General features: G+C 56.1%; 28 protein-coding genes. 6 read left to right on the top strand and 22 right to left on the bottom strand.

Going from position 1 to position 25,138, the window contains the following annotated elements; all coding sequences use genetic code 11:
• Positions 1-4: 4 nt before the first annotated feature.
• Entirely contained in the window at positions 5-730 is a 726-nt protein-coding gene (locus ACR2R1_RS15025; RefSeq protein ID WP_434110757.1) for an RNA methyltransferase, read from the bottom strand.
• 88 nt (positions 731-818) lie between these two features.
• On the opposite strand from ACR2R1_RS15025, the gene ACR2R1_RS15020 reads away from it, so the two are divergent.
• Positions 819-1,652 (top strand): inositol monophosphatase family protein, encoded by an 834-nt coding sequence (locus ACR2R1_RS15020; protein WP_077728292.1) that lies wholly within the window; start codon positions 819-821, stop codon positions 1,650-1,652.
• A gap of 7 nt (positions 1,653-1,659) precedes the next feature.
• On the opposite strand, the gene ACR2R1_RS15015 is transcribed toward ACR2R1_RS15020, so the two are convergent.
• Positions 1,660-4,062, bottom strand: coding sequence for a DUF3772 domain-containing protein (locus ACR2R1_RS15015; RefSeq protein WP_434110755.1), 2,403 nt, complete (start codon positions 4,060-4,062; stop codon positions 1,660-1,662).
• An 86-nt stretch (positions 4,063-4,148) separates the two neighbouring features.
• Positions 4,149-5,612 carry a 4-hydroxy-3-polyprenylbenzoate decarboxylase gene (gene ubiD, locus ACR2R1_RS15010; RefSeq protein WP_086133819.1) on the bottom strand — a complete coding sequence of 488 codons (1,464 nt, stop codon included), beginning with the start codon at positions 5,610-5,612 and terminating at the stop codon, positions 4,149-4,151.
• 540 nt (positions 5,613-6,152) lie between these two features.
• Between ubiD and ACR2R1_RS15005 the strand changes: the two genes are divergently transcribed.
• The 3 genes from ACR2R1_RS15005 (at position 6,153) to ACR2R1_RS14995 (ending at position 9,704) form a co-directional block, all read left to right on the top strand.
• Complete coding sequence (locus ACR2R1_RS15005) at positions 6,153-7,745, top strand: GGDEF domain-containing protein (RefSeq protein ID WP_434110753.1); 1,593 nt, start codon at positions 6,153-6,155, stop codon at positions 7,743-7,745.
• A gap of 195 nt (positions 7,746-7,940) precedes the next feature.
• Entirely contained in the window at positions 7,941-8,327 is a 387-nt protein-coding gene (locus ACR2R1_RS15000) for a hypothetical protein (protein ID WP_086133817.1), read from the top strand.
• Between the two features lie 288 nt (positions 8,328-8,615).
• Positions 8,616-9,704 (top strand): tryptophan 2,3-dioxygenase family protein, encoded by a 1,089-nt coding sequence (locus ACR2R1_RS14995; protein WP_077728287.1) that lies wholly within the window; start codon positions 8,616-8,618, stop codon positions 9,702-9,704.
• A gap of 100 nt (positions 9,705-9,804) precedes the next feature.
• On the opposite strand, the gene ACR2R1_RS14990 is transcribed toward ACR2R1_RS14995, so the two are convergent.
• Positions 9,805-10,050: a hypothetical protein gene (locus ACR2R1_RS14990; protein WP_077728286.1), complete on the bottom strand. Its 246-nt coding sequence runs from the start codon at positions 10,048-10,050 to the stop codon at positions 9,805-9,807.
• Between the two features lie 349 nt (positions 10,051-10,399).
• Here ACR2R1_RS14990 and ACR2R1_RS14985 point away from each other — a divergent pair, with 349 nt between their 5' ends.
• Positions 10,400-10,966 carry a class I SAM-dependent methyltransferase gene (locus ACR2R1_RS14985; protein WP_240502376.1) on the top strand — a complete coding sequence of 189 codons (567 nt, stop codon included), beginning with the start codon at positions 10,400-10,402 and terminating at the stop codon, positions 10,964-10,966.
• 98 nt (positions 10,967-11,064) lie between these two features.
• Here the strand turns inward: ACR2R1_RS14985 and rpoH are convergent, their stop codons facing one another.
• The 5 genes from rpoH to ACR2R1_RS14960 form a co-directional block, all read right to left on the bottom strand.
• The gene (gene rpoH, locus ACR2R1_RS14980) at positions 11,065-11,919 is read right to left on the bottom strand and encodes an RNA polymerase sigma factor RpoH (protein WP_077728284.1); all 855 of its coding nucleotides are present in this window, start codon (positions 11,917-11,919) and stop codon (positions 11,065-11,067) included.
• An 83-nt stretch (positions 11,920-12,002) separates the two neighbouring features.
• A complete protein-coding gene (ftsX, locus tag ACR2R1_RS14975; protein WP_086133814.1) occupies positions 12,003-12,992 on the bottom strand; it encodes a permease-like cell division protein FtsX in 990 nt (329 codons plus the stop codon).
• Between the two features lie 18 nt (positions 12,993-13,010).
• Positions 13,011-13,670 (bottom strand): cell division ATP-binding protein FtsE, encoded by a 660-nt coding sequence (gene ftsE / locus ACR2R1_RS14970; RefSeq protein WP_077728282.1) that lies wholly within the window; start codon positions 13,668-13,670, stop codon positions 13,011-13,013.
• Positions 13,671-13,728: 58 nt separating this feature from the next.
• The gene (locus ACR2R1_RS14965) at positions 13,729-13,953 is read right to left on the bottom strand and encodes a DUF3641 domain-containing protein (RefSeq protein ID WP_434110749.1); all 225 of its coding nucleotides are present in this window, start codon (positions 13,951-13,953) and stop codon (positions 13,729-13,731) included.
• Positions 13,893-14,381, bottom strand: a complete 489-nt coding sequence (locus ACR2R1_RS14960; RefSeq protein WP_434114306.1) for a hypothetical protein — start codon at positions 14,379-14,381, stop codon at positions 13,893-13,895. The genes ACR2R1_RS14965 and ACR2R1_RS14960 overlap by 61 nt, the downstream gene beginning before the upstream one ends.
• A gap of 193 nt (positions 14,382-14,574) precedes the next feature.
• Here ACR2R1_RS14960 and sodC point away from each other — a divergent pair, with 193 nt between their 5' ends.
• Positions 14,575-15,087 (top strand): superoxide dismutase [Cu-Zn] SodC, encoded by a 513-nt coding sequence (sodC, locus tag ACR2R1_RS14955; RefSeq protein ID WP_434110746.1) that lies wholly within the window; start codon positions 14,575-14,577, stop codon positions 15,085-15,087.
• 49 nt (positions 15,088-15,136) lie between these two features.
• Here sodC and ACR2R1_RS14950 read toward each other — a convergent pair whose 3' ends face one another.
• From ACR2R1_RS14950 to ACR2R1_RS14890, 13 genes are all read right to left on the bottom strand, one after another.
• Positions 15,137-16,417 (bottom strand): dihydroorotase, encoded by a 1,281-nt coding sequence (locus ACR2R1_RS14950; protein WP_434110743.1) that lies wholly within the window; start codon positions 16,415-16,417, stop codon positions 15,137-15,139.
• On the bottom strand, positions 16,414-17,409 hold the full coding sequence (locus ACR2R1_RS14945; RefSeq protein WP_434110741.1) for an aspartate carbamoyltransferase catalytic subunit: 996 nt from the start codon (positions 17,407-17,409) through the stop codon (positions 16,414-16,416). The genes ACR2R1_RS14950 and ACR2R1_RS14945 overlap by 4 nt, the downstream gene beginning before the upstream one ends.
• The gene (gene pyrR / locus ACR2R1_RS14940) at positions 17,406-17,924 is read right to left on the bottom strand and encodes a bifunctional pyr operon transcriptional regulator/uracil phosphoribosyltransferase PyrR (protein WP_434110738.1); all 519 of its coding nucleotides are present in this window, start codon (positions 17,922-17,924) and stop codon (positions 17,406-17,408) included. Before pyrR ends, ACR2R1_RS14945 begins: the two co-directional genes overlap by 4 nt.
• A complete protein-coding gene (ruvX, locus tag ACR2R1_RS14935; RefSeq protein WP_077728276.1) occupies positions 17,917-18,390 on the bottom strand; it encodes a Holliday junction resolvase RuvX in 474 nt (157 codons plus the stop codon). Before ruvX ends, pyrR begins: the two co-directional genes overlap by 8 nt.
• Before the next feature lie 3 nt (positions 18,391-18,393).
• Positions 18,394-18,960, bottom strand: coding sequence for a YqgE/AlgH family protein (locus ACR2R1_RS14930; RefSeq protein ID WP_434110735.1), 567 nt, complete (start codon positions 18,958-18,960; stop codon positions 18,394-18,396).
• Positions 18,961-19,176: 216 nt separating this feature from the next.
• A complete protein-coding gene (locus ACR2R1_RS14925) occupies positions 19,177-19,923 on the bottom strand; it encodes a phosphate/phosphite/phosphonate ABC transporter substrate-binding protein (protein ID WP_086133813.1) in 747 nt (248 codons plus the stop codon).
• A gap of 27 nt (positions 19,924-19,950) precedes the next feature.
• Complete coding sequence (locus tag ACR2R1_RS14920; protein ID WP_086133812.1) at positions 19,951-20,424, bottom strand: PAS domain-containing protein; 474 nt, start codon at positions 20,422-20,424, stop codon at positions 19,951-19,953.
• 40 nt (positions 20,425-20,464) lie between these two features.
• Entirely contained in the window at positions 20,465-20,827 is a 363-nt protein-coding gene (locus ACR2R1_RS14915) for a roadblock/LC7 domain-containing protein (RefSeq protein ID WP_077728272.1), read from the bottom strand.
• Positions 20,828-20,885: 58 nt separating this feature from the next.
• The gene (locus ACR2R1_RS14910; RefSeq protein WP_077728271.1) at positions 20,886-21,530 is read right to left on the bottom strand and encodes a hypothetical protein; all 645 of its coding nucleotides are present in this window, start codon (positions 21,528-21,530) and stop codon (positions 20,886-20,888) included.
• A complete protein-coding gene (locus ACR2R1_RS14905; RefSeq protein ID WP_434110732.1) occupies positions 21,527-22,069 on the bottom strand; it encodes a GTP-binding protein in 543 nt (180 codons plus the stop codon). The genes ACR2R1_RS14910 and ACR2R1_RS14905 overlap by 4 nt, the downstream gene beginning before the upstream one ends.
• An 18-nt stretch (positions 22,070-22,087) precedes the next feature.
• Positions 22,088-23,284, bottom strand: a complete 1,197-nt coding sequence (locus ACR2R1_RS14900; RefSeq protein ID WP_434110729.1) for a hypothetical protein — start codon at positions 23,282-23,284, stop codon at positions 22,088-22,090.
• Entirely contained in the window at positions 23,281-24,039 is a 759-nt protein-coding gene (locus ACR2R1_RS14895) for a type IV pilus assembly protein FimV (protein ID WP_434110727.1), read from the bottom strand. The genes ACR2R1_RS14900 and ACR2R1_RS14895 overlap by 4 nt, the downstream gene beginning before the upstream one ends.
• A 236-nt stretch (positions 24,040-24,275) precedes the next feature.
• Complete coding sequence (locus ACR2R1_RS14890) at positions 24,276-25,127, bottom strand: energy transducer TonB (RefSeq protein ID WP_077728267.1); 852 nt, start codon at positions 25,125-25,127, stop codon at positions 24,276-24,278.
• Positions 25,128-25,138 lie beyond the last annotated feature (11 nt).

Below are 25,138 nucleotides of genomic sequence, written 5' to 3'. Positions count from 1 at the left end.
GGGTTCACGCCGGGGGTCGTATTCGAAGCTGAACGGCCGTCAAGATGCCGCGCAAAAGATGAATTTCCTTTTTCTCCAGCATGGCTCGGTTAAAGATTCGCCTGAGCCTGCGCATCACCGAAGGTCCAGGCTTTCTTTCGTGGAGAAATCGGAGGTCGTACAAGGTGCGTTCCAAGTGTCCGTAAAAGGATTCCATTTCAGCCGCCGTAGCCAGGGCTGGACCGTTATTGTCGGTGTGAGCTTGTTTCTGAGTTGAGAGAAAAAGCTCGTAAGCCACGATCTGAACCGCCGCGGCGACATTCAGTGAACTGAAATCGGGATCGCAGGGAATATGCAGCAAGTAGTGACATCGCTCCAATTCCTCATTGGTCAGACCCGAATGTTCCCGCCCGAATAAAATCGCAGTCTTCGTATTACCCGCAGTGACCTGTTTCGCGCATTCCCGCGGATCGAGCTGCGGCCAGGAAATGGTGCGGAGCCGTGCGCTGGCCCCGACAACCAAAGCACAATCGTCGATGGCTTCCTGCAAGTCACGGCAAACCCGCGCCTCGGACAGAATATCGTCGGCACCGGATGCTCGCGCCGTCGCTTCTCCGCTGGGAAAGACCTTGGGCGCGACCAGAGCCAAATCGCGCAGCCCCATGTTCTTCATGGCGCGCGCCGCCGCACCGATGTTGCCGGGATGCGTGGTTCCAACCAGCACGATCCTGACATGGGACAAGCGATTCATGCTTCAGCGAGAGCTATAACCAAAAAAGGTAAAATACTATCAGAAATTTGATACCCTAAACCGCTTTTTAACCAGCGCCGATTCCAATATGGATCCCATGCTCACTATCGCGGTTCGCGCGGCTCGGACGGCGGGCGATATTATCGTTCGCTCGATGGACCGGGTGAACCTTCTTACGATCACGCCCAAGGGACGCAACGACTTCGTCAGCGAAGTGGACCGCCAGGCGGAACGTGAAATTATCCACACTTTGCAGAAAGCTTATCCCACTCACGCTTTTCTAGGGGAAGAAAGCGGTCGGCAAGGCCCGGCCAAGACCGATTTCGTCTGGGTCATCGATCCCTTGGATGGAACCACCAATTTCCTGCACGGGTTTCCTCAATTCTGCGTATCCATCGCTCTGCTCCACCGCGGGCGCATCGAAAAGGGCGTGATCTACGACCCATTGCGCCAGGAGCTGTTTACGGCGGCCCGAGGCGCCGGCGCGTCGCTCAACAATCGGCGTATCCGGGTAAGCAAGCAAAACGGCCTGAAGGGGGCGTTGCTGGGTACGGGTTTCCCGTTCAAGGATCAGCGTCACGTCGAGGCCTATTTGGGCATGATGCGCGATCTCATGAAAGATACGGCCGGAATCCGGCGCGCGGGCTCGGCGGCTCTGGATCTCGCTTACGTGGCAGCAGGGCGGTTGGACGGTTTCTGGGAAATCGGCCTGAAAAAATGGGACATGGCTGCCGGCCTTCTCCTGATTCAGGAAGCAGGCGGCATCGTTACCGATTTGGAAGGGAAAGACAAATACTTCGAATCCGGTAACGTGCTGACGGCAAATCCCAAGCTGCATCAAATCATGGCAAGCATCATCGACCCTCACTTGACCGAAGCGCTCCGCTATTCGGACAATCCGGCGGGCGATCAGTCGGAGTGATCCGGGTTCAATTCCCTGGCGGTGTTTTTTCCTCGCGCACCGTCAGGATCTGCTGCAACTGCTCGCCGTTAAGATTCAGGTTCAAATTCCGAGGCGGGAACGGAATCGGGATTCCTTCCTTGCGGAATATTTCGTCGATTTCGAAACAAAGATCGCTGGTCACTGAATCGACCTTTCCGGCATCGTGGAGAAGCGCGATCAGTTCGAAGTTTCGGGTACTTTCCGCGAACCCTTTGAACAAAACGACCGGCGGCGGGATGCGGCGGATTTCCGGGTGATCTAGCGCGATCTTCAGCAGAAGGTCCCGTACTCGCTTGGCATCCGTGTCATGAGACAGGCCGAGCGGCAGCACGACGCGCCCCACCGCTTTGTCGGCGTAGGTTCGGTTCGTTAGCGCGCCCGAAATCAGCGTGGAGTTCGGGATATACACCGAAGCGCGGTCTAAGGTCGTGATTTCGGTCGCGCGCACGCTGATCTTCTTCACATAACCCTGGTGATCGCCCACCACGACCCAATCGCCGGCCTTGATCGGGCGTTCGATGAGCAGAATCAGCCCGGACACGAAATTGTTGACGATATTCTGCAGGCCGAAACCGATACCTACGGATAATGCGCCGGCGATGATGGCCAGATTGGACAGGTCAATACCTAAGGTCGAGATCGCCAGCATCGCCGCGACAGTAAATCCGACGTAGCCGGTTCCGGAACGGATCGAATGCCGGATGCCGACATCCAGTCGCGTCCGCGGAAAGATACGCTGGTCCAGCGCTTTCTGAATCATCCGGGTGGCTGCGAGTAGCCCTGCAAAAAGCGCCAAGGCCAGCAGCATGTCGGCAAGGGATAGCGTGATGTTGCCGACCTTGAAGCCGAAAAACACGCTGTGAAGCCAGGCGGTGAGATCTTTGCCTGCGGCTCCCCACAATACCAACAGCAGGACCACGCCCATGGCCAGGATTAAGAGGCCAACGGTTCCGCTCAGCCAAAACTTGAGCATCTCGGCGCCGTCGTCGCTCAGGGCGAGGCTGCTGCGGAGCTTGGCCCCCAAGGGCGATGTTTTGCTCAAGACGTCGTCGATGAGTTCGTAGCTGATCTTGCGCAACAGGAGCACGGACAAATAAAGCCCGGCAGTCAACACCAGCTGTGTGGCCAGCAAACGGGACAAGGCCACGTAACCGAGCAAGCCCGATACCGGAATCGCATAAACGAGGACCTTCAACACGAAGCGAAGACGCTGCCAGGTCGGGCTGAGCGGGGGTCTGTCGGGCGAGAACCATATACTGCGACGCAGCAGACTCAGCAGCAAAGCTGCAATGAGCAAGCCGAACAGGAATTTTTGTAAAAGCGTCGATTCGACCGAGGCATTGAACTGGGTCCCGATTTCGCTCAATACCCGGTCGAGAGCGAATACGAAAGCCAAGCCGTTCACGGTGCGGCTGATAGCCCGGGCTCCCTCGTCATGGATTTGAACCAAGCGCCACTCCGGCTCGAACGGGGCCAGCGCCGCACGGGAAAAGCCTGCCACGAAAAACAGCGAAATCAGAGAGAGCAAAGCGGTCCGAGCCACGGCCAGCAGCGGCTCGGTCAACAATCCGGTATAAGACAGGCTCAGGAAAAGCGCCAAAACGGCCGCGGACGGTAACAGAGCCCGAATAAAGCCTGTGAACAAAGCCGTTCTCAAACGCTGGCCATAAGTCGGTTCGGCCTCGACTTCGATATAGCCGAATCTTCGAATCAAAGCCCTGCGCAAGGGAAACGCCAACAGGATCGCGACGCCTACGCCTAAGGCCAGACGCCAACCGATGGCCCGGGCATCTCGCGCAAAGGTATCGCTGGACCGCCACTGCTGAAGGTTTTGCGCGATGACGCTAAATCCGGTACTCAACTCGGACCAAGCTTTTCGCCAAACTGCCGGCGTCAGCGGCGAGATGCCCCGCTTCAAGACGTGCTCGGTGAAACGGATGCGCCGCAAGGTCTTAACATCACCCGCGAGTCGGCCGGCTCGAGCGATGATGAGCTCGGCCTCTTTGATTGCGCCTTCCGCCGCAGCGAGGCGTTCGTTCATGGCTTTGCGCTTGGCCGCCACGGTCGGCGCTTCGGGCGGCGCTCCCTCGGCCGGCGGCGGCCCCAAGGCAGCGAGTTCGTCCCGAATCACTTGTACTTCCGGCAAGGCTTCGTCCGATGCCCTGCGGGCATCGAGCTGCATGGTCGTCAGCTCTTCGCGCAGAGCCGCAAGCCGGCGGTCCGGGACGTCGGGTTTAGCCAAATCCTTTTCGGCCTGGTCCAGGACTTTCTGCCAATCCTTCACCAACTCGTTCAACGGGCGCGCCTGTTCAACCTCGGCCGACTGGCTGAGCCCGAGGTGGGATACCAGCATTAAAAAGAGTATTACCGGCCAAAGAAAACGCGGCATCGAAAAATACTTAGTCATTTTGAAATATAGAGAGATAGCGGCGGCGCCGATTGCGTGACCGTTTACATTTCGCTTAGAGGCCTCGCTTAAATGCCCAGACTATCCCAAAGCTGATCAATTTTTGACCGAACGGCCTCCGTCATCGCGATGGGTTGGCCCCATTCGCGAACCGTTTCGCCGGGCCACTTATTGGTCGCGTCGAACCCGACTTTCGAACCCAGACCCGAAACCGGCGAGGCAAAATCCAGATAGTCGATCGGCGTGTTTTCGATCAACGCGATATCGCGCGCAGGATCCATGCGAGTCGTCATCGCCCAGATCACATCCTGCCAATTCCGCGCATCGATATCCTCATCCACAACGATCACGAACTTGGTGTACATGAACTGCCGCAGGAACGACCATACGCCGAACATCACCCGTTTTGCATGGCCAGGGTACTGTTTCTTCATGCTGACCACGGCAAGCCGGTAAGAACAGCCTTCCGGCGGCAGATAGAAATCGACGATTTCCGGAAACTGCTTTTGCAGGATAGGCACGAAGACTTCGTTCAAGGCAACGCCCAGAATGGCCGGCTCATCCGGAGGACGTCCCGTATACGTGCTGTGGTAGATCGGGCTTTCCCGTTGCGTGATGCGCTCGATGGTGAAAACGGGGAATTCCTCGACCTCGTTGTAATAGCCGGTGTGATCTCCGAACGGGCCCTCCGGCGCCGTTTCGCCTGGATAGATGAAACCTTCCAAGACGATTTCGGCCGTCGCGGGCACTTGCAAATCGCTCAGAAGACAATTGGCCACTTCCGTTTTGGCGCCACGCAAGAGCCCCGCGAAGGCGTATTCCGAAAGCGAATCCGGCACCGGCGTCACGGCACCGAGAATGGTGGCGGGGTCCGCGCCCAATGCGACGGCAACCGGAAACGGCTGGCCGGGGCGGGCCTCCTGCCAGTCCTTGAAATCCAGCGCGCCGCCCCGATGCGCGAGCCAGCGCATGATGACCTTGTTTTTGCCGATGACCTGTTGCCGGTAAATTCCCAAATTCTGCCTTTCCTTATGCGGACCTCGGGTAATGACCAAGGCCCAGGTGATCAATGGTCCCGCATCTCCCGGCCAGCACGTTTGAATGGGATAACGGCCGAGGTCGACATCCGATCCGGCATAAACGATCTCCTGGCATGGCGCGTTCTTCACTTCCTTGGCCGGCATGTTCAGCACCTGCCTGAACATTGGCAGCTTATCGAACATGTCGCGCATGCCTTTCGGCGGTTCCGGTTCCTTGAGAAAAGCCAGAAGCTTTCCAACTTCACGAAGCGCTTCGACCGATTCCTGCCCCATCCCTAAAGCAACCCTGCGGGGCGTCCCAAACAGATTGGCCAGCACCCTGACATGCGATCCGGTCGGCCTTTCGAACAGTAGTGCCGGACCGCCAGCCTTGAGAGTCCGGTCGCATATTTCGGTCATCTCGAGGTTCGGGTCGATTTCCACGGTTATGCGTTTAAGCTCGTCGATCGACTCCAAATGGAGAATAAATTCACGAAGATCGCGATATTTCATGGAATGATGATTCGGACAATAGTAAGGCTGGCTATTGTACCGGTCGCAGAAGATTCGTTTTAGGCCGGATTTGCCAAAAACAGTTCATGTAAACCTCTCTTCGACAGTCCGCCCGCGAGCCGAAAAAACGCCATTCGTGCCTGCCAGGATGTCGATTCCAGCTCTGTGCAAATTCTTCTGCCGACTCCTCCGGAACCTCGAGCCGGCATGTGCAGAATATATCCAAAACCCTGTTAGCAAACTGTTCCGAGCCGAGAGAGCAACGGTTCATCTACATTTGTCCACAGTTCTTACCCGTGTGTACGATGATTTTTATCCACAATAAGGGGTTTCGTAGCTTATTGTTTTTTAATTAGAAATAACATCATTTCAACAAATGCACCGTGCTTACATTTAATTCAGAAAGAAATTTCTACTTATTTGCAATAAGTGTCGTTAATACCGCTGCGACATTCTCGATCCCGATTAAACTTTGTAAGAACCCGTTTCAGTCCACCTTTCTTTGGAAGGCAAGCCCGTCACGCCGCGACAGACACGACTATGAACAACCTCAAATCAGATGATCCGCAATACTGGAAAGCGAAACACACAACGCTGGCCGATGAATCGACGGGATCCCGGCAGAAAACGGACGAGCGCGAGAAATTACTGTGCCGCACCATTATTCGCCTGACCCTGGCGACCAGCGGGCTGGATCCCGCGATCGATCCTCACCTCCTTTATATCCGCGACCTGTTGAGGAAAGGTATTTCGAATGAAAAGCGCCTGGCCGAGTTGAACGACATATCGGAAACGCTGTTGCGGGACGTAAAGGATAGGGGCGGAAACAACAAGCCTGTTAAGCAGGAAAGCGGAATTCTGTTTCGCTTTGCAAAGCAACTTGCAATAAGCGACGAAGAAACAAAAGCGATTACATTGCTCGAACAAAAAGTCGGCCGGGGCGAAATAGCGGACTGGAAATGGTTGCTTTCCGAATTACGGGAGATTTTGCGTCACGACACACCGATTTCGGTTTCTGACAAAGCGGCAAAACCGGGATTTTTTGGCAGATTGCTTCAAACGAACAAAAAGTCGGAGGGAGAAACGGTCGAAATCGGTCCGGTCCGCGATCGTTTGCTACTGCTGCTGGATGTCATAGATCTTCCTTTGAACTTTAGGCAGCAGGCAGAACAGATCAAAACGCGTTTGAAATCGGAATCGGATACGGAAGTACTCGAAAGCCTGCTCGGCGAGGCTATCGGTTTTTTAAGCGACGTAAAAACGTTCATTCAAAAAGAGCAACTGGAAATCGAGTATTTTCTGGCCGGCTTATCCGGCCGCTTGACTGAATTGGGACATGATGCGATCGGAGTGGATGCCAGCACTAAGGCCTTCGTTCGCGATCGTGAGGCAGAACACTCCTCTTTCTCGCTGCAGTTTGAGAACTTGCGCTCGAAGATGGAAGTGATCACCGAAGTGGATCAGCTTAAGGTGCTAGTGAACAACGGATTGAGCGGGCTGCTGCAACAATTGCATACCAATCGTGATCGCGAATTGGGCCTTTTGCGGGACTCCACCGGAAGACTCGGCGAGTTGACTCGCAGGCTTCAGGAATTGGAGCTCGAGGCGGCTGAATTGCGTTCCAAGTTGAGGTTGGCGCATGACATGGCACTTAGGGATTCCTTGACGAACTTGCCTAATCGTATGGCTTATCAGGATCGTATTGCCCAAGAGATTGCCCGATCGCAGCGTTTTCAACAGCCTTTGTCGCTACTGCTGTGGGATGTCGATCATTTCAAGGGTATCAATGATCGTTTTGGACATTCGGCCGGGGACAAAGTGTTGGTGACGGTCGCCCAAGAGTTGGATAAATCCATCCGGCAGACGGATTTCGTAGCGCGCCTAGGCGGTGAAGAGTTCGCGATGATTTTATGCGGCGCCGATGGAGACGCCGCACTCCGGATTGCCGATCAGATTCGGCAAAAAATTGCCCACTGCGGTTTCAATTCGCAAGGACGGCCGGTTCAGGTTACCGTGTCTTGCGGAATGAGCCAGGTTCGGAACGGCGACACGTCGGAATTTCTCTTCGAACGGGCGGACAAGGCGCTTTATGAAGCGAAGAAAACCGGACGCGATCGATGTGTACTGAGTTAATTAGCAGATTCGAGCCCGCATTTCGCACAACCCCCTGCTGCTGACGCTATCCAATCGCAAACGGTCGGCCTGGGAGCGCCAGGGCGACCCTTCCAATCGCAAATGTCCCGTTAATGCGCGCTGGCGGATCAGAAACATTCTTGTGAATTTGACAGTCGAAGGGTATGGCGGTCAATAACAATGATGAGGTGTGCCATGATCCCCAGAAGACTGATTGCCGTGATATCGGTAGCATTTTCGCTGTTCGCGGGCGGTCTCGTTGCGGCTGAGCTTGACCGGCATAACACGGAACTGGATCAAAAGTTTCGACCCGGACTCATCTACCTCAATAAGGCGTTCAATAATGCGATCTATAGCTATTTAGTTCCCGAAAGCATAGTCTTCGAAGTGAAGAATCCGCAAATCGTTTACGTGAATAAGGCTTATGGACAATCGATATATAGCTATCCGAGAGTCGGACCGGATACGGTAACGGCTTTCAACGTGCAATACGTGAGCCCGGCCTATGGTCAGGCCATCTATAGCTATCCGGGTAACTATAATCTGCCGGGGCGATTGACGTTGTCTTCATGGGTCGACTGAGCCCGATCTTTCGAATAAAGAAACCGCCTCTCGTTCGCTTGCCCGGTCTCTTATGGCGCTTAGGGCGATCCATGCTCGTATTTTCACGCATAGACTGAAGATTTTTCGAAGGTCAATACTGGCGCTGCTTTGCGTGTAAATTTAAGGCTCATGTCGGCCGGTCCGAAAGTCGATATCAGGGGAACCGCCGACAGCTGGATTGACGGCGTCGTCGATCGGTATACACGGACATGCAGCCCCCGATCAAGGAGTTGCTTCGAATCACGACTCTAGGGAAAAGGGTTCACGATGAGAAGATCTACGGAAGAGTTCAACTATTCGGACTATTTACGGCTCGATATCCTTCTAAACGCCCAGTGTCCTGAAAGCGGGCGGGATGATCGAGAGGTCCATGACGAGACCTTATTCATTATCGCTCATCAGGTTCACGAACTTTGGCTCAAGGAAGTCCTCTACGAGCTGAAATCAGTGCTTGAATTGTTCTCGGCGATTCCCTTGGACGGACAGAAAGTCGGCTTGATCGCTGCCCGCCTCGGTCGCCTAGTGGCGATCCAGAAGATTATCAATCGTCAGATCGAGGTGCTCGAAACGATTTCTCCGCTCGATTTTCTCGATTTCCGCGATCATCTGTTTTCGGGCTCGGTATTCGAGAGCGGCCAGCTCCGAGAAATCGAGCTTCGTCTTGGTTTGGCCACGGAGCTTACTCCGGACTCGTTCGATCGATTTCGGTCTGAAGAGCGCGAGGCTCTCCTGAAAGCGCGTGAAGAAAAGACCTTGTTCGAGGCAGTCGATAATTGGCTTGCCAATATGCCTTTTCGGAATCCGGAAGGGGGCGAGTTTTGGCCGCATTACCGCCGCCTGGTGCATGACATGCTGCAACAGGATTATCAATGGGTACAGAACAACCGCTCACTGTCCGGTTGGGATCGTCGGGGGCAGCTCAGCAAGCTGGAAAACGGCCGTTACCGGTTCGACGCATTGTTTAAGCCGGAGGAATACGAATTGCTGCGGGATGAGGGGGTATTCCAATTCCGCCAAGCAGCCGTCCTATCCGCCTTGTTTCTCCTTCTTTACCGGGATGAACCGCTTTTGCAGGTCCCTTTTCGAGTGCTTAAACGGTTGATGGATATTGATGACCAATTGATCGGTTGGCGCATCAATCGTTCATTATTCGAGCAACACATGTTGGGAAATAAAGTCGGACCGGGAGGTAGCGTTCGCCACGATTATGTTCGCGAAATGATGGAAGAGAAAAGAATTTTTAGAGATTTGTTTGTTCTCACGACTTTTCTGGTGCCGCGTTCGTCTCTGCCGGAGTTGCCGCAAAAACTCAAACGCAGCCTTGATGTCCACTTCAGCCACAGTTCGGGCGGATAATGACCGTCGGCCATCACGTGCGGGACCGGGTCCCATGATGAGATCCGGCGTTTCGGCTCTTGCTATGAGCTTTGGCTGCGGCTTTAACGACGCACCGCCGTTAAGCGAAATAATTCCGCACGGCAGCTTCGATCAGATTCCACGGAACGATAAACGGCTTCTTAGAAATCCGAATAGAAAGCGTGTCGCCGCTGATATGGTAATGGCCCTCGATTCCATTACCGGCAAACTGTCCTCTTTCTTCGTCGCCGATCAAATGAATGCCCTTGTCGCGCGCCGCTTCCCTCGCTTTGGCGACGATTTCCTCCGCTGATTGGTTAAGCTTGACTTGTACCACTTTGCTCATGATCGAATTGCCCAACGCTGCGTTCTTAAACGGCTATATTAAATGAACTCAATAGCTCCGGGGTGGCGGTTCATGCAATAAACGTCCAATTACTGCCCGCACCAGAACTCAATCGGATTCCCATGTCCTTAGTTAACCTTTATTATCAATACTGATGTGGAAGATGATGCTGAAGTTTCAGCCGTGTGTTTATTGGGTGGGATGCCAAGCAAAAATTTTCTCGAAAAACAACAAGAAGTCTCGTCAATAACGCTACCGGACGGGAGGAGAGGACAACACAATGCAATTGGAATACATCCTAAAATCATACGCACGCTATGCGCCAGTATATGATCAGACTTTTGGCTGGATGCTGAGTTTTCGCGGCCGTTCGATGGCGGCGGGCGTTACCAACAAGCGGCCTGGCAAGGTACTCGAAGTTGGGGTGGGCACGGGTATTAGCCTCTCTTACTATCGTAAGGAGCACGAAGTGCACGGCATCGATATTTCTCCCGACATGCTGGAAAGAGCCCAGCAACGGGTAGCGAGAGGAAAGTTGAGCCATGTTTCCAGCCTTCGCATCATGGATGCCCGTGAACTGGAATTTTCCGACGATTCTTTCGATGCCGTGGTCGCAGCATACGTGATGTCGGTGGTTCCGGACCCGGAGAAAGTGATCCGGGAAATCGAGCGGGTGTGCAAGCCCGGAGGCGATGTGATCATCGTGAATCACTTTGCCGCAGAAAAGGGTTTTAGGCGGGATATCGAAAAATTCTTGGCTCCGCTTTCAAACAAGCTGGGTTGGCGTCCGGACATGCCTGTTCAGGAGATTCTGGGAAATACGTCCCTGCGCGAAGTTAAACGGCATACCTTGCCGCCGCTCGGCATGTTTACGATGTTGCATCTTCGGAAGGACCACGAGACCGCCCTGCAATAGGATCTAGAAGCCATCGGCCTCGGTGAGCGGAAGTCGGATACAAAAAAGGTGACTTTGCGTCACCTTTTTTAGTGCGTGGGGTCGAGTCTGCTCGAAGCTCAGGTGTCGACCAGGGAGTTTCGCAGCTTTTTCATAGCGGTATTCTCCAACTGGCGAATACGCTCGGCAGAAACCTGATAGCGTGTGGCCAGATCGTGCAAGGTCAGTTTTTCTTCGCTCAGCCACCGGCTCGTAACGATGTCCCGGCTGCGCTCGTCCAGTTGCTCGATGGCGGCAACCAGCCGTTGCTGCTTATGCTGTCCCCAGTCGTTATCTTCGAGCAAATCCGCGGGATCGGCATTTTCTTGCTGAAGGTAATGCACCGGAGCCGGTGCTTCTCTATCGTCGCCGTCGTTATCGCTGGGTTCGAAGGCGACATCCTGATTGTTCAGGCGATTTTCCATTTCATAGACAGTCGCGACATCCACACCTAATTCGTTGGCTAGAACGTGAGCCTCGTCGTGGCTCAGCCATCCCAAGCGGTTCTTGAACTTGCGCAAATTGAAGAACAATTTCCGCTGAGCTTTGGTGGTGGCGACTTTAACTATGCGCCAATTCTGAATGATGAATTCGTGGATTTCCGCCCTGATCCAATGAACGGCAAACGAAACCAGCCGGACGCCGACGGCAGGGTCGTAACGCTTCACGGCTTTCATGAGGCCGATGTTTCCTTCCTGGATCAAATCGGGCAGCGGCAAACCGTAGCCCAGGTATCCCCTGGCAATATGGACGACGAAGCGCAAATTGCCGAGCACTAACTGCCGTGCAGCCTCCAAATCGTTATGCTCGCGAAAGCGTACAGCCAGTGCGCGCTCTTCATCGGCGCTATAACGCGGCATCGAGTTTACGGCAGAGACATATTCTTCGATGGAGCCGAGCGAGAGATTAACCGGAAGAGTTAATGCGTTGCTCATAAGTGTCCTCAGTCTTAATTCCTGTTTTAGCTTAGCACTCAACAATGACGAGTGCTAATAGTATGTCTATAAAACCTCGTCAATCAAGTAGGATCAAGTTCCCGTAAATGATAAGAGACGACTATCCATGCCCCGATTATTCCCAATAAGACCGATGCTCCAATCAGGAGTTCTGTTTCCGATAGGCTCAGAAAGGAAAGCGCGTAAGGGCTGCCGTAGAGTTCCGCCAAGTGTCGGGAGGGGCCACGCAGGAACAACAGGAAGAAGCTGACCAACAACCAGGCAAGAGTTCCGCCGAGGAAGCCGTACCAAAAGCCGGCATACAAGAAAGGGCGGCGGATAAAACGGTCGGTGGCCCCGATCAGTTTCGCGACGACGATTTCCTCGCGGCGGTTTTGCAGTTCGAGACGGATGGTGTTGCCTACGATGAACAATACGCCAAGACTAAGTAGCACGCTGAACACGACTACGCTGCGTTGGGCGATCGTTAATATGGCGTGCAGCTTGTGCATCCACTCGGTATCGAGCTGGACGAAATCGGTTTCCGGCAGCGCTCGGAGCTCGCCGAGCAGTTTTTCCACTTCATCGGGACGAGTGAGGGAGTCCTTCGGTTTGATGCCGACGACCGCCGGCAAGGGATTGAAATCCAAAGCCTGTAAGGCATCGCCAAAACCGCTGTAGCTCTTGAGTTGCTGTAACCCCGCTTCTTTCGTAACCAGCTCGGCCACCGCGATTTGCGGGTGCTTATTGAGTGTTTCCGCGACCTTGCCGCCGGCTTCGTTGGTCAGTTCGGGTTTCAGGAACAGCGATATTTGGTTCGTCGCTTCGAGGGTCGAACTGGCCTGCTGAGCGTTCTTGATGAAAACATGGAAACTAGCCGGTATGGTCAATGCGATGGCGATCACCAGCACCGTCATGATGCTGGCGACAGGAGTTCGCCGAAGACGTACAAAACTGGATTTAAGCGTTTCGACGTGCAAGTCGACGTAGGCTCGCAGCCAGTTCGCCGGCCCATTGCCGGTTCGCCGGGCATGCGCCGCATTAGTATCGCGCCTCCTTCGAGGTTTCTGCATTCTTGCAATCGGCACGTCTCAGCCGCCTTCGACCAATTGGCCTTGCTGTAACTTGAGGGTTCGGCAGGCGAACCGCGAAATCAGGTCGAGGTTGTGACTCGCGATCAAGAGCGTTACGCCGACCTGGTTGAATTCCTTAAATAAATCCATGATCTCTGCCGAGAGGCCCGGATCCAAATTGCCGGTCGGCTCGTCGGCCAGAATCAGGGAGGGTTTGTGTACGATCGCTCGAGCGATGCCGACCCGCTGCTGCTCGCCTCCGGACAGCGCAAGAGGAAACCGCTTTTCCTTGCGGAGTAAACCGACCTTATCGAGGGCGGCCCGAACCCGTCGGGCGGTTTCTTGCTGGCTGAAGCCGGCGATGAGCAGGGGCAGGGCTACGTTGTCGAATACGGTTCTATCGTGCAGTAAGCGGTAATCCTGGAAGATCAATCCCAATTGGCGGCGAAGATAAGGCACTTGCCGTTTGGATATACGGTTGATGGGCTTTCCTTCGAAGAGGATCTGCCCCCGATTGGGCCGTTCGATGACCGGAATCAGCTTGAGCAAGGTGCTTTTCCCGGCCCCCGAGTGGCCGGTCAGGAAAGCCATTTCTCCCTTTTCGAGCTGAAAACAGACGTTGGACAATACTTCTCCGCTATCCGAATAGCGTTTGCTGACGTTGATAAATTGCAGCATGGGAAGCGGACAGATTAAGAAAAGGAGCTCTTACGAAAAGAAAGACGAAGGCGTGCGCTCAAGATCGCAGCGCCCCGCCGCAACTGCTGCCGGCGCCCAGTGGCAAATCGAGCATCTGGTTGAAATCGCGGTCGTATACATGACCTTGCCAGTCTACGCTGATCAAGCTGCGGCACATTACGTCTTCCGGATTTTTCGAATTGTGGCTGTTCCTCAACAAAGTCATGTATTCGTCGAACCTCCCCTGACTGATGAGAGTGCTGCCGAAACGCCGTATAGCCATATTGCCAAGGATGTACAATCGGTTGAAAACGATCCAGTAGCGGCTTTCCAGCTCGCGCTAATAGGCGTTTTCCATTGCGATTTGCGGCGGCGGCAGCGTCCCCCCTGTGGATTGTAGACCAGATTTAGCATCAGGCCCGAATCGAAGCCGCCGTAGCCGAAGCGATTCAGCTTGTGTAAAGCCCTAAGGCTCTTATCGAATACCCCCTTTCCGCGCTGAGCGTCCGCGTTCTGCTCAAGATAACGCGGCAGAGAGGCAACGATCTCGACACGACGTTCCGCAAGGAACCTAGCCAGATCTTTATGACCGGGCTCCTCCAAAATCCTCAGATTGCAGCGATAGCCCAGATCGACCTGAAGAGTCTCCAGCCGTTTCCGCGTGATACGGGGGAAATCGGTGCTGCGCAGCAAAGCTAAAGGATCACGCATGGTTCGAAGTACGTTCTGCCATCAGCTTATACCCATCGACCCCTATGGAGAGTAACGCTTCCTATCCAGGTTTTGCAAAGGCCGATAAGCATCGCTTCGGATTATGTCAAATTCGTTTAACGGACTTACGACAGGGATTGTCTTAGGCTTAAAATCGGTTGGACAGCAAAATTTAACAACGATACGGGAGGTTATGATGAACAAATTTGGATTGATGGCCGCAGGCGCGGCGATCATCTTCGGATTCGCGGTTTATGCCGAAGAGATCAGAGTGGAGATGAACAAGATCGACGAAACGGGAATTGCGGAGTCCATCGGTTCCGTCGTTGCCGCGGATACGGCCGCTGGATTGAAGCTGACCCCGGATCTCAGAGGTCTGCCGCCCGGGCCGCACGGCTTTCATGTTCATGAGTTCCCCGACTGCGGCGCCAAAGAAAAAGACGGAAAACCCGTGGCGGGATTGGCGGCAGGCAATCACTTCGATCCGAAGAAAACCGGAAAGCATGCGGGCCCCGCCGGCGACGGTCACGCCGGAGATCTGCCGGTTTTGAATGTGGCCTCCGACGGTACGGCTCAGGAAGCGGTCACCGCCAAGCGTTTGCGCGTAGCCGATCTCAAGGGACGTTCATTGATGATTCATGCGGAAGACGACAACTATGCCGATAAGCCGGGCGGAGCCCGTATTGCATGCGGTGTGGTGAAATAGGGTTTCGGTCGCAAGTCTGAATAGCTCGGGGATTTTATCGATGGTTTGGCTAGCGCTCGAAAACTACCCGGCCATCCACAAACGTACGAGTCACCCGGCCCTTGACGGTTTGTCCCCAGTAGGGAGTGTTCCGGCCGGTGCTTCGCCAAGTCGAGCTATCAACCGTCCAGGTGCACTCGGGGTCGAAGATGCAGATATCGGCCGGCGAGCCGACGCTGAGGGCGCCCGTCTCCGTGCCCATGACGGCGGCCGGGCCTTGTGTGAGGAGGGCGATCGCCTGACTTAGGGAAAGGACGTCCTCGTCGACCAGCTTCAGCGTCAGAGGAAGCAGCATTTCCAGCGAAGCCATGCCGGGCTCGGTGGACGGAAAGACGTCCAGCTTGGCGTCCGGCTCGTGGGGTTGGTGGTCCGAACAAATCGCCGTTATCACGCCGTTCCTGAGCGCCTCGCGCAGAGCATCCCTATCGGCCACGCTTCGTAGCGGGGGTCTAACGTGGCACATGGCGTTGAATCCGTCGATGTCCGTTTCGGTCATATGCAACTGATGAGCCGCTACGTCGGCGCTGACCGGCGCGCCTTTTTCCCGTGCTCTGGCAATCATCCGGGCGGCCCGCGCGCAGCTCAACTGCGCGAAATGAACCCGTGCCTCGGTGTGCTCGACCAGCGCCAGGACTTGGGCAATGGCTACGGTCTCAGCCGCGTCCGGAATCCCTGGCAAACCCAATCGAGTCGCGGTCGGCCCTTCGTGGACACAGCCTTGGTCGGCAAGCCATGGGTCTTCCGGACGGATGACGACCAGAAGGTCGTGACTCGCGGCATATTCGAGCGCCCGGCGCAGCACCAGCGTATTCGCCATCGGCGCGTGGGCATTGCTGAGCGCAACACAGCCGGCGCGCTTCAACGCACTCATTTCGCTCAAATCCCTACCTTTAAGGCCGCGCGTCAAAGCGCCTATGGGTAGTACCCTTATCTTACCGATCTGTTGCGCCCTTTCCCGGATCAGGTTGACCACGGCGGGTGTATCGATGACCGGATCGGTATCGGGCGGACAGCAGAGCGTGGTAATCCCGCTCGCGCTAGCGGCCTCGCTTTCGCTGGCGATCGCCGCCTTGTGCTCGTAACCAGGCTCGCGCAAACGCGCGCAAAGATCTATAAAACCGGGACATACGATCTGCCCTTCCGCTGAAATCGTTCGATCCGCCATGTAACCGTCCGGCGCGGTCCCGAGCGACACTACGCGCCCCTCCGCCAGGTAGAGATCGAGCGTTTCTTCGATGCCGTTCGACGGGTCGACGATATATCCGCCGAGGATGGCGATGCGTTCGGTCATGCTATTCGGTCTCCGGGCGAACTTTCGAGATCGGGGCGCATCGCCATGGACAGAATCGCCATGCGAACGGCGATCCCGTGGTCGACCTGCTGAAGTATGACGGAGTGGGGACCATCGGCGACTTGGGAATCGATTTCAACGCCTCGATTGATGGGCCCCGGGTGCATTACGATGACGTCCGGCTTGGCGCGCGCCAGGCGTTTTTCGGTCAGTCCGAAGCAGGCGAAGTATTCGTGCTCGGTCGGAATGAAGGCCCCGCTCATGCGCTCCTTTTGCAGGCGCAGCATGATCACGACATCGACGTTTTCCAGGCCTTCCTCCAGATCATGGAATGTGGTGACGCCCAAGGTCTCGACCGCAGCCGGCAGCAGCGTTTTGGGACCAATCACGCGCACTTCGGCGGTACCCAGGGTGTTCAGGGCATGAATCTCGGACCGGGCTACGCGGGAATGGAGGATATCGCCGACGATCGCTACTTTCAGATTCGAGAAATCGCCCTTGTATTTGCGGATGGTGAACACGTCCAGCATCGCTTGGGTCGGGTGGGCATGCCGTCCGTCTCCGCCGTTGATGACGCTGATATGGGGTGCCACGTGGCGGGCGATGAAGTGGGCCGCGCCGCTTTCCGCGTGCCGGACGACGAACATGTCGACGTGCATCGCTTCCAGATTGCGGATGGTATCCAGCAGGCTTTCCCCCTTGGATGTGGCGGAAGTGGCGATGTTCAGATTGATTACGTCGGCGGACAGCCGCTTCGCGGCCAATTCGAAGGTGGTGCGCGTGCGCGTGCTGTTCTCGAAAAACAGGTTGACCACGGTCTTGCCGCGCAGCAGCGGCACTTTCTTGACGGTCTGCTCGGTGACGCTGGCGAACGATTCCGCCGTGTCCATGATCTTGACCAGCAAGTCTCGACTCAAGCCCTCGACGGTCAGAAAGTGCTTCAATCGTCCGCTGGAATCTAATTGAAGATTGTCGGCCTGAATCGGATTCATGATTGCGGAGAAACCGAATGGATGCGCAGTTCGAGCGGGCTCGGCCCGCTGAGGGTGATGCGCTGATCGGCGGCGAGCGTAATTTTGTGCCCTATGCAATCGGGGCGAATCGGAATCTGCCGCCCGTTTCGCTCGATCAGCACGCCCAGCAAAACCTGGGCGGGGCGTCCGTAATCGAAGATCTCGTTCAGCGCGGCACGAACAGTCCGTCCGGTATAGAACACGTCGTCGATCAGCAATATGTTCCGGCCTTCGACGCGAAACGGCAGCACGCTTGGTTTGACTTGAGGGTGAATACCGGTCTGTGAAAAATCGTCCCGGTAAAACGAGATGTTCAAGAGTCCCAAAGGCTCGGCCAGACCGAGTCGGGCACGTAAGCGGTCGGCGATCCAGGCTCCGCCGGTGTGAATGCCGATCATGGCCGGGTCGGAAAACTCGCGCCGCGCCATTTCTTCGCGCAAAGAAGCTTCCAGCCGGTCGAGCAACAGGTCCACCCGCAAAGCCGTATCAAACATTCCCGACATCCTTTTCCTTCGTATGGGCCAACCAGGTTTGCAGAATCAATTGGGCGGCGAGTTCGTCTTTGACATCGGCGAAATGCGTCGACCGTTTGGAGCGCCTGCGATAAAAAATCTCGCGGGATTCGCTGGTCGACAAGGTTTCGTCCATCGTGTGGACCGGCAGGTGATAACGGCTTTCCAATTGACGGCAGAAGCGCAAAATGGGCTCGATGATAGGGTTTTCTTCACCTTCCGGGTTATAAGGGAAGCCGACCACGAACGCCGACGGCCGCCATGTCTGAACCAGGCGGGATATGGCGTCCCATAGGGCCTTGCGGCTGGTTACGCGTATCGTTTCAAGAGCTGTCGCGGTACCGGTTACCCGCTGTCCGACGGCCACGCCGATGTTTTTTTCTCCGAAATCAAAGCCGAGATAAGTGGGCTCGTTGGTCTCGTGCCGCACTGGATCGACGAAATCCATGAATTAGCCGTGCCCCGCTTGAGAGGACAGAAGTGAAATATCCACGCCCATCAGTTCGGCGGCGGCCTTCCAGCGATGGGCCGGCGCATAATCGAACAGAATGGCGTCGTCGGCGGGCGCACTCAGCCAGGAGTTCTCGACGATTTCCCGTTCCAGCTGTCCCTTTCCCCAGCCGGCGTATCCCAGCGCCACCAGGACCTTTTGGGGTCCCTTGCCAATGCTCATGGCTTCCAAGATGTCGCGGGAAGTGGTGAGGGAAATGGAGTCCGATACCTTCAGGGTGGAATTCCAGTTACCGCCCGGCTCGTGAAGGACGAAGCCGCGTTCGGCCTGCACCGGCCCGCCGAAGTAAACGGGAATTTGGCCTATGGCGGATTCCTGGACATCGATCTCCATTTGCTGCATCACATCGCCCAAGGTCAGCTCGGATGGGCGGTTGACGATGATACCCAATGCGCCTTCCGGACTGTGTTGGCACAGATAAGTGACGGTGCGGGCGAAAAAAGGGTCCGTCATCCCGGGCATGGCGATCAGAAAGTTGTTGGTGAGGTTCGCGATCGCTTCAATCATGGTCATAGTATCGGGGTAGACCGACGAGGCCGCAAGTCAGTTCACGGAAAGGCTGAAATTTCTTGTGGTACTCCAATCGCGCTCAAAGCGCGGAGCATAATCCTATGCGTGAAGCGAGGATCGTCAGCTTGGTGGATACGGGAACAGCGGCGATGTGCGAAAAGCTTCGCAGTCGAGCACAGAGGCTCCCGGTATTTCGATCGGGTGATCTCGTGCTCAGGTCACAAAGGTGTCCATGAGATCGATCATGAATTCCATCTCTTCGTCGTCGACCCGTTCCCAGCGGGGGATCTTCAGCGCTGCGAGAGCACTCTTGCCCTTGTCGTTTTCGGACATGGCCAGCAGCGCGCCGAGCAGGCGGTCTCGGTGATCCGCGAGCCTAGGGCTTATCATCAGCGCGTGATGGACCACCTGGATCTGGCTGTTGACCAATGCCCGCAGTTGCTTGCGTATGACCGAAGAGAGATCGTTGAACGCCTCGGCGAGAAAAACGCCGGCATCGCAGTAGCCTTTGAGCAATTCCTTGGCGACCAGCACATAGGAGTCGCAGACTTTTAGTTCGACCGATGCGGCATCGAGGTCGGCCGGCTCCAGCATGATCATGCCCATCATGTGGACATCGGGGTCTTCGGTGGTCGCCAGCTTGATCGAGCCGGGCAAATCTTCGACCTGAAGGTAAGGGCGTTCGGTACTTACCGCGATAACCGCCTCGTCCGCCTTGCCTTCCGGCTTGACCAAGGGTTTGAAGCCTTTTTCCCGCACCAGCATGGCGGCATCGTAAGGGTTGGCGTAGATCAGATCGATTCGGTCGGACTTGATGGCGTCCCGCTGACTGTGGAAGTCGTCATACAATTGCAAATGAAATGCCTCGCCCAAGGCCTTTTGCAACCAAGTATTGAAAATGAACCAGCCGGACAGGTGCTCGGGCGTAAAATCCGGGCTTACGGTGAAAACGTGGGGCATGGCATAGTCCTCGCGGAGTCGAGACGCTCAAAACAAGGTGGGATAGAGTTTCATGCATTCGGCGACTTTCTGTCGGGACGGCTTGCGCCGGACCGAGGTATAGCCGATGACCTGGGCGTTTCGAATGTTCGGGATGACCGTGGCCTTGACCCAGTAGAAACCGCCGTCCTTGCGCAAATTCTTGACATAGCCCTGCCATTTTTCGCCGCGCCGCAAGGTTTCCCAAAGATCCCGGAAAGCTGCCGGCGGCATATCGGGATGCCGCAGAATGTAGTGTGGCGCGCCGATCAGTTCTTCCTTGGAATATCCCGACATGTCGACGAAGGATTGGTTGACATGGGTGATGATGCCGGCCGGATCGGTGCGAGAAACGATCAAGCGTCCGTCCGGATAAGGCGACTCGATGTCGGTTACCAGCACTTTCCGGCGAGTCCCGTCGAAATGGACGAGCGTATGTTCTCGGTAGGCCCCGACGATGTCTTCGGGCTTCATGTCTTGCATGGCGGCCTCTTGGAACTACGGTTGTCGGGCTGTGCGCCGGTCAAATCAGGCCGGCTATGCTTTCGGCCGCCCGTTTTACGTCCAGAAAGATCAGACCCAACTTGGCATTGGGCTTGGCCATCACGGTCAGCACCGCTTCCTTGCCGGCATAAGTCATCAGCACGTATCCCCTGTCGCCTTTGATGAGCACCTGCTCGAGCGTACCCCGCGACAGTTCCTGGGCGGTCCTGTCGCCCAGGGACAGCATGGCGGCGCTCATGGCACCCACCCGATCCTCGTCCAGGTTTTGAGGCAATACGGCCGCCATCATCAAGCCGTCCGTCGAAATGACGCCGGAAGCTTCGATGTCGGCCGATGTGCCGTTCAACTCACTCAAAATGGAAGTCAACATTTCTGCACGCATAACTGAACCTCGCTCGCACTCGGATGATTCGGGAAAATTCGTTCTTGATTTATTTGCATCAGCTGCCGACGCCGGCATAGCGGCGACTCAATATCCAGACCAGGGTAACGAAATCCGGCTGGTTGAACCTCGGCATTCCGGCGGCGACCAGCACGAATCGCTCTTTCCCCAGGTATAGCGGCCAAAATCCCACTTTGCTGTTGCCCGCCGAGTCCACTACGGACCAGGCGCTCGAATTGAGCCCCAGGTTGTTGAGCAAGAGACCCGAGCGACGCTCATGCAGATTGGCCAAATCGGCGCTGAGCGCCGACAGCTCCTCGGCGACTTCGTGGGGAAAACCGTGGGTCGCAAGATAGAACCCTTGGCTGTCGGCCAACAGAACCTTGGCTTGGCTGCTGAGCTGGCTCAGCAGTTCGGGCAGAATTTCGGAAAGAGGCTGATTCGGGCATTTCAGCGGCGCCTTCAACCCTTGCAGCCATTTCGCTTCTTGTGCATGGTGGAGCATGGCATAGGCCCTTTCGGCGTCCTCGATAGCCGACCAGTCTTTCAGGCCGGCCAGGGTGAGCGCTGGGCTGGACTCCATCTGCAGCAAGTTTCTGATGAGCTGTTTGGCTGGGGTGTGCGCCTTGGTCGTGACCGCATGGTAGGCGCCGCCTGGCGTCGGATGAAGATAAAGGTGCTCCGCCAGCGCGTAGTCCTTCATTGATCCTCCAGCCCCGGATCGATGGAGTAGAGCAGCGCCTGTACCAGCAGAGAAACGTCTTTCTTGCGCCGGGCGTCGACCTCGAAAATCGGCGGATTCAGACCGGTCGCTTCCAACTGGCGATGGTAGTCCGATACCAGAGGCGTTGCACGGACGTCCATTTGGGTGACGCCTATGACCAGGCTCGTGGCCTCGATGAAGCTGCCGAATTTGTTCAAGAAAAAGCGCAGATCCTGGAAGGGATCGGCGCGGGTGTTGTCGAGCAGCAGCACCAGGCCGATGCCTCCGGTGGCCAGAATGTCCCACATGAAGTCGAACCGCTCCTGTCCCGGCGTTCCGTACAGATGAATCTTTTCCCCGCCGGGCAAAGTCATCATCCCGTAGTCGAGCGCGACCGTGGTCGAAGCTTTCCGGCTTTTGGTCATATCGCTGGCGACTTGGTCCGTTTTGACCGGCGGAACATCACTGAGCGAGGTGATGGCGGTCGTTTTCCCAGCGCCCACGGGTCCGGTGAAAATGATTTTGTTGTACTGAATCACGATTCGATTCCGCTCCCGTCAAGACATTTTCAAGTGTTTCAAAATCTTCCCGAGAAAGGACGTGCGCTCCGGCTCCGGTCTGGCGGTCGACGCCTGAATTTCCGCGCGGGCCGTCTGCTGTTTCGGCCGTTGCTCTATCAGTCGCAAGGCATGAGCGGCGCTGATGAAGGCAAACACATACTGCTGCCGTATGCCTAAAATCTGCGCCGCCTCGCATACGGTATGGGGGCTGTGATACAACAGTGCTGCGATTCGCATGGTATGAGGGATCAGCAGGAAGCGGGTCAGATTGGGCCAGTGTTTGAGGGCTACCTCGTGTTCGAACGAGATGTCCACAGGGATCTTGCCTTTTGACGTCCAGATCGCCATCTTCCATAAGAAGGCATCCAGCGAGATCATCCGGCTCGGATCGAGCTCGGCCTGGCCGGCGTCGATCGGCGTAACTTTCAGATCCTTGGCGGTTTGCGCGCGGGGTCCGCCGATGTCCATATGCGCAAGATTGTTAATGCGAATCGCGCAGGCGGCGCGCAATTGAGCTTCGTCTGCGTTGATCCATATCCGTCGAATCTGTGGAAAGACGACCAGCGGCTTCCATGGCGTTTCCACCCGCAAAGCCTGTTGATGCGAAATGGCGAGCGCGCAGGCCGATTCGAAGCTCCCCTGCAGAAAATCCTTGGGATCGTAGCGGACCGCCGCAGCCTGTTCGGGAACGGTCGGATCGATGTCGTCGCGGACGCCCAGAAAGCTCATGAAGCTTTGCTCATCCATTAGGGCGGCCACTTTGGATACGGATCCATCCGATTTTTCCGGCGCAACGACCGCCCGTAACGGAGTCGGGCGGGTTTCCGGCTCCGGCTTTCCGGCTTGCCGCGGTTGGCGGCCTTGGAGAATTTGCCGGACGCGCCGGATCGCCTGCAGCATGCTCTCGGCTTGGACCGGTTTCTTCAAAAAAACGGTCTCGGGCGAAGACGCACGGTCGTTCAGGGAAAGCAGGATAAGGACCCGGTCGGGATGGGTTTGCCGTTCCCGATCCAGCAATTCGGCCGCCCTCTGTGCGTCCATGTCGATCATACAGGCTTCCGCTTCTTCTCCGTCGCCGACGATCTCGGCCTGGTTTCGGCAAGGGCCGTGCAGGAACATCTTGAACAGTTTCGCAGTCCGCTCGTCCATCCCTAGAACCGCCAACCTTAATGGCGCGATGGCAAAATCGGTCATGGGGTATGTTCCTTTCGCAGATATCGTTCGCACTCGTCCCAAATCGCCGGCAGGGGGTCCATGATCGCCCGAAGCTTTTCACGCGTGCGCAAGAAATTGTCGAGATCACCGGTCGCCCGATACAGCAGCAGTAGTTCCTCGAGTAAATCGGTTCGCTCAGGCAGTCGGAACAATGCGCCTTCCAGTACCGCTCTCGCTTGATCGATCTGGCTGTATTCGATGTGTTCCCGAGCTTCCACCAGCGGGTCGCGTTCTTCGTCCGAGGCATCGATCGACACCTGGACCAAATTCAGCGAACCGATGACGCCTGGGGCAAGAACCGATTGCCCGGCCGGCGGCAGCTCGGCCCAGTCGGGCGTGTTTCCGCATTCAAGCCATCGATCGAGACGCGCATAGCAATCCTTCCTCAACCGATCCCGCGCCCCTGTCAGCAATCGCTTGCGGAGAGAGGGTCCCCTGTGTTCCAGGGCAATGAAAAGGTCCAACAAAGCGGCGTACAGGCCGTCTCGGTCGTTTTGATGGTAGTGGTGCAACACCCGCTGAGTGTGTCGCAGCAAGTTGTCGGGAACCGCAGACACGGAATGGGCCAGATAATCTGCGACGTCGTTTTCTGTGCCTAGGCAGAGCGGATTCGGTTGGAGCGAGTCCTCGATCAGAAAGGCCGGTTCGGCAAAATTCCCTGGACCAACGTCGGGCCCTGCCTCACCGCATCGCGGCAAGGCCGGTCGCTGAGCTTGGGAGAGATAATCGACCATCGGTGTTCTTAATGAGGAAACGGCTAGGCAATTAACAGGGATAAGGTGGACGGCTCTCTACAGGGTCGGCGGACATCGTTCTAAAGGGAAGATTCAGTCAGCGGGCCCAGGCGTCCTGGCCGGACACATCAAGAATAGTCGGTTTTTGGGGGAAGGCTAGGCGGTGGAAGGCTGCCTGGACAGGCGCTCGGACGTTATGGCGGAGAGTCCGAGCTTGCAGGGAAAGCTGGGGTGAATCAGGGGCCGGTTTGGAGACGGTGATCGTTCTCGAACCGCCAGGTGCGGGTGATGATCAAAACATCCGCTTCCTGTTTCAGCTCTTGGGGAAAAGGTGCGAAGGGAGCGGCAAGCTGCACGATATTCGTTGCGGCGTCGTCCAGAACTTGATGGCCGGAAGAATGCCGGACCTGTATGCTGTACACGGTTCCGTCCGGCTTGATGCCGACGCTCAGAAGCAGGCTTCCGGAAAGATTCCGGCGGCGGGCTTCGTCGGGATAATTAAGATTGCCGATACGCTCGATTTTGTCCTGCCAGGCCTTCTCGTAGGCAGCGGCCTTGTATTTGTGGGCGTTCACCGAGTTGATGTAAACCAGCTTGGGACGGCGGGCATAGTCTTCCCGCGATTTGTTCAGTTCGGCGCTCAATTCGGCAATCTGCTGGCTGAGCGCCGCGGCGGTGAGCTTTACGGGCTGCGGTTCCGGCAGTATCTCCGTGCCTTGATCCGTGACGATCTTCTTTTCGGATTTTTCCTGTCTCAGCACGCGTTTGAGTTTGGCTTCCTGAACATGCGCGGGATTGGGCGCGTTTTCGGTTTGCTGGCCCTGTCCTTCCTGCGGTGTGGGCTGGTTCCTCGGAATCGCCTTTTCGGTATGGGTTCCGCTGCCTATCTGGTTGTCCGGAGCGAGAAAGTCGGCCTTTTCCGGAGCCTTCTGCGAAGCATTTCGCACCAGAGCGATGGTCAAGGATTTCTTGATTTCCGGGTGCTTGGGCATTTCGAAGCTGACGCCCAGGATGAGAACGGCGTGTGCGATGCCGGCAAAAACCAGGGATAGAAGAAAGCGGTCGGAAAAAACCTTTTCGGTATTCATGAGTCGACGTT

The sequence above is a fragment of the Methylocaldum sp. GT1TLB genome, assembly GCF_051027445.1.
Classification (GTDB): domain Bacteria; phylum Pseudomonadota; class Gammaproteobacteria; order Methylococcales; family Methylococcaceae; genus Methylocaldum.
Note: the sequence above shows the minus strand (reverse complement) of the source record. Positions and strands in the feature narration are given on the sequence as shown.

Coding starts and splice junctions, on each gene's coding strand:
- ACR2R1_RS15025 (WP_434110757.1), bottom strand. CDS start 730: ATGAATCGCTTGTCCCATGTCAGGATCGTGCTGGTTGGAACCACGCAT.
- ACR2R1_RS15020 (WP_077728292.1), top strand. CDS start 819: ATGGATCCCATGCTCACTATCGCGGTTCGCGCGGCTCGGACGGCGGGC.
- ACR2R1_RS15015 (WP_434110755.1), bottom strand. CDS start 4,062: ATGCCGCGTTTTCTTTGGCCGGTAATACTCTTTTTAATGCTGGTATCC.
- ubiD (WP_086133819.1), bottom strand. CDS start 5,612: ATGAAATATCGCGATCTTCGTGAATTTATTCTCCATTTGGAGTCGATC.
- ACR2R1_RS15005 (WP_434110753.1), top strand. CDS start 6,153: ATGAACAACCTCAAATCAGATGATCCGCAATACTGGAAAGCGAAACAC.
- ACR2R1_RS15000 (WP_086133817.1), top strand. CDS start 7,941: ATGATCCCCAGAAGACTGATTGCCGTGATATCGGTAGCATTTTCGCTG.
- ACR2R1_RS14995 (WP_077728287.1), top strand. CDS start 8,616: ATGAGAAGATCTACGGAAGAGTTCAACTATTCGGACTATTTACGGCTC.
- ACR2R1_RS14990 (WP_077728286.1), bottom strand. CDS start 10,050: ATGAGCAAAGTGGTACAAGTCAAGCTTAACCAATCAGCGGAGGAAATC.
- ACR2R1_RS14985 (WP_240502376.1), top strand. CDS start 10,400: ATGCTGAGTTTTCGCGGCCGTTCGATGGCGGCGGGCGTTACCAACAAG.
- rpoH (WP_077728284.1), bottom strand. CDS start 11,919: ATGAGCAACGCATTAACTCTTCCGGTTAATCTCTCGCTCGGCTCCATC.
- ftsX (WP_086133814.1), bottom strand. CDS start 12,992: ATGCAGAAACCTCGAAGGAGGCGCGATACTAATGCGGCGCATGCCCGG.
- ftsE (WP_077728282.1), bottom strand. CDS start 13,670: ATGCTGCAATTTATCAACGTCAGCAAACGCTATTCGGATAGCGGAGAA.
- ACR2R1_RS14965 (WP_434110749.1), bottom strand. CDS start 13,953: ATGGCTATACGGCGTTTCGGCAGCACTCTCATCAGTCAGGGGAGGTTC.
- ACR2R1_RS14960 (WP_434114306.1), bottom strand. CDS start 14,381: ATGCGTGATCCTTTAGCTTTGCTGCGCAGCACCGATTTCCCCCGTATC.
- sodC (WP_434110746.1), top strand. CDS start 14,575: ATGATGAACAAATTTGGATTGATGGCCGCAGGCGCGGCGATCATCTTC.
- ACR2R1_RS14950 (WP_434110743.1), bottom strand. CDS start 16,417: ATGACCGAACGCATCGCCATCCTCGGCGGATATATCGTCGACCCGTCG.
- ACR2R1_RS14945 (WP_434110741.1), bottom strand. CDS start 17,409: ATGAATCCGATTCAGGCCGACAATCTTCAATTAGATTCCAGCGGACGA.
- pyrR (WP_434110738.1), bottom strand. CDS start 17,924: ATGTTTGATACGGCTTTGCGGGTGGACCTGTTGCTCGACCGGCTGGAA.
- ruvX (WP_077728276.1), bottom strand. CDS start 18,390: ATGGATTTCGTCGATCCAGTGCGGCACGAGACCAACGAGCCCACTTAT.
- ACR2R1_RS14930 (WP_434110735.1), bottom strand. CDS start 18,960: ATGATTGAAGCGATCGCGAACCTCACCAACAACTTTCTGATCGCCATG.
- ACR2R1_RS14925 (WP_086133813.1), bottom strand. CDS start 19,923: ATGCCCCACGTTTTCACCGTAAGCCCGGATTTTACGCCCGAGCACCTG.
- ACR2R1_RS14920 (WP_086133812.1), bottom strand. CDS start 20,424: ATGCAAGACATGAAGCCCGAAGACATCGTCGGGGCCTACCGAGAACAT.
- ACR2R1_RS14915 (WP_077728272.1), bottom strand. CDS start 20,827: ATGCGTGCAGAAATGTTGACTTCCATTTTGAGTGAGTTGAACGGCACA.
- ACR2R1_RS14910 (WP_077728271.1), bottom strand. CDS start 21,530: ATGAAGGACTACGCGCTGGCGGAGCACCTTTATCTTCATCCGACGCCA.
- ACR2R1_RS14900 (WP_434110729.1), bottom strand. CDS start 23,284: ATGACCGATTTTGCCATCGCGCCATTAAGGTTGGCGGTTCTAGGGATG.
- ACR2R1_RS14895 (WP_434110727.1), bottom strand. CDS start 24,039: ATGGTCGATTATCTCTCCCAAGCTCAGCGACCGGCCTTGCCGCGATGC.
- ACR2R1_RS14890 (WP_077728267.1), bottom strand. CDS start 25,127: ATGAATACCGAAAAGGTTTTTTCCGACCGCTTTCTTCTATCCCTGGTT.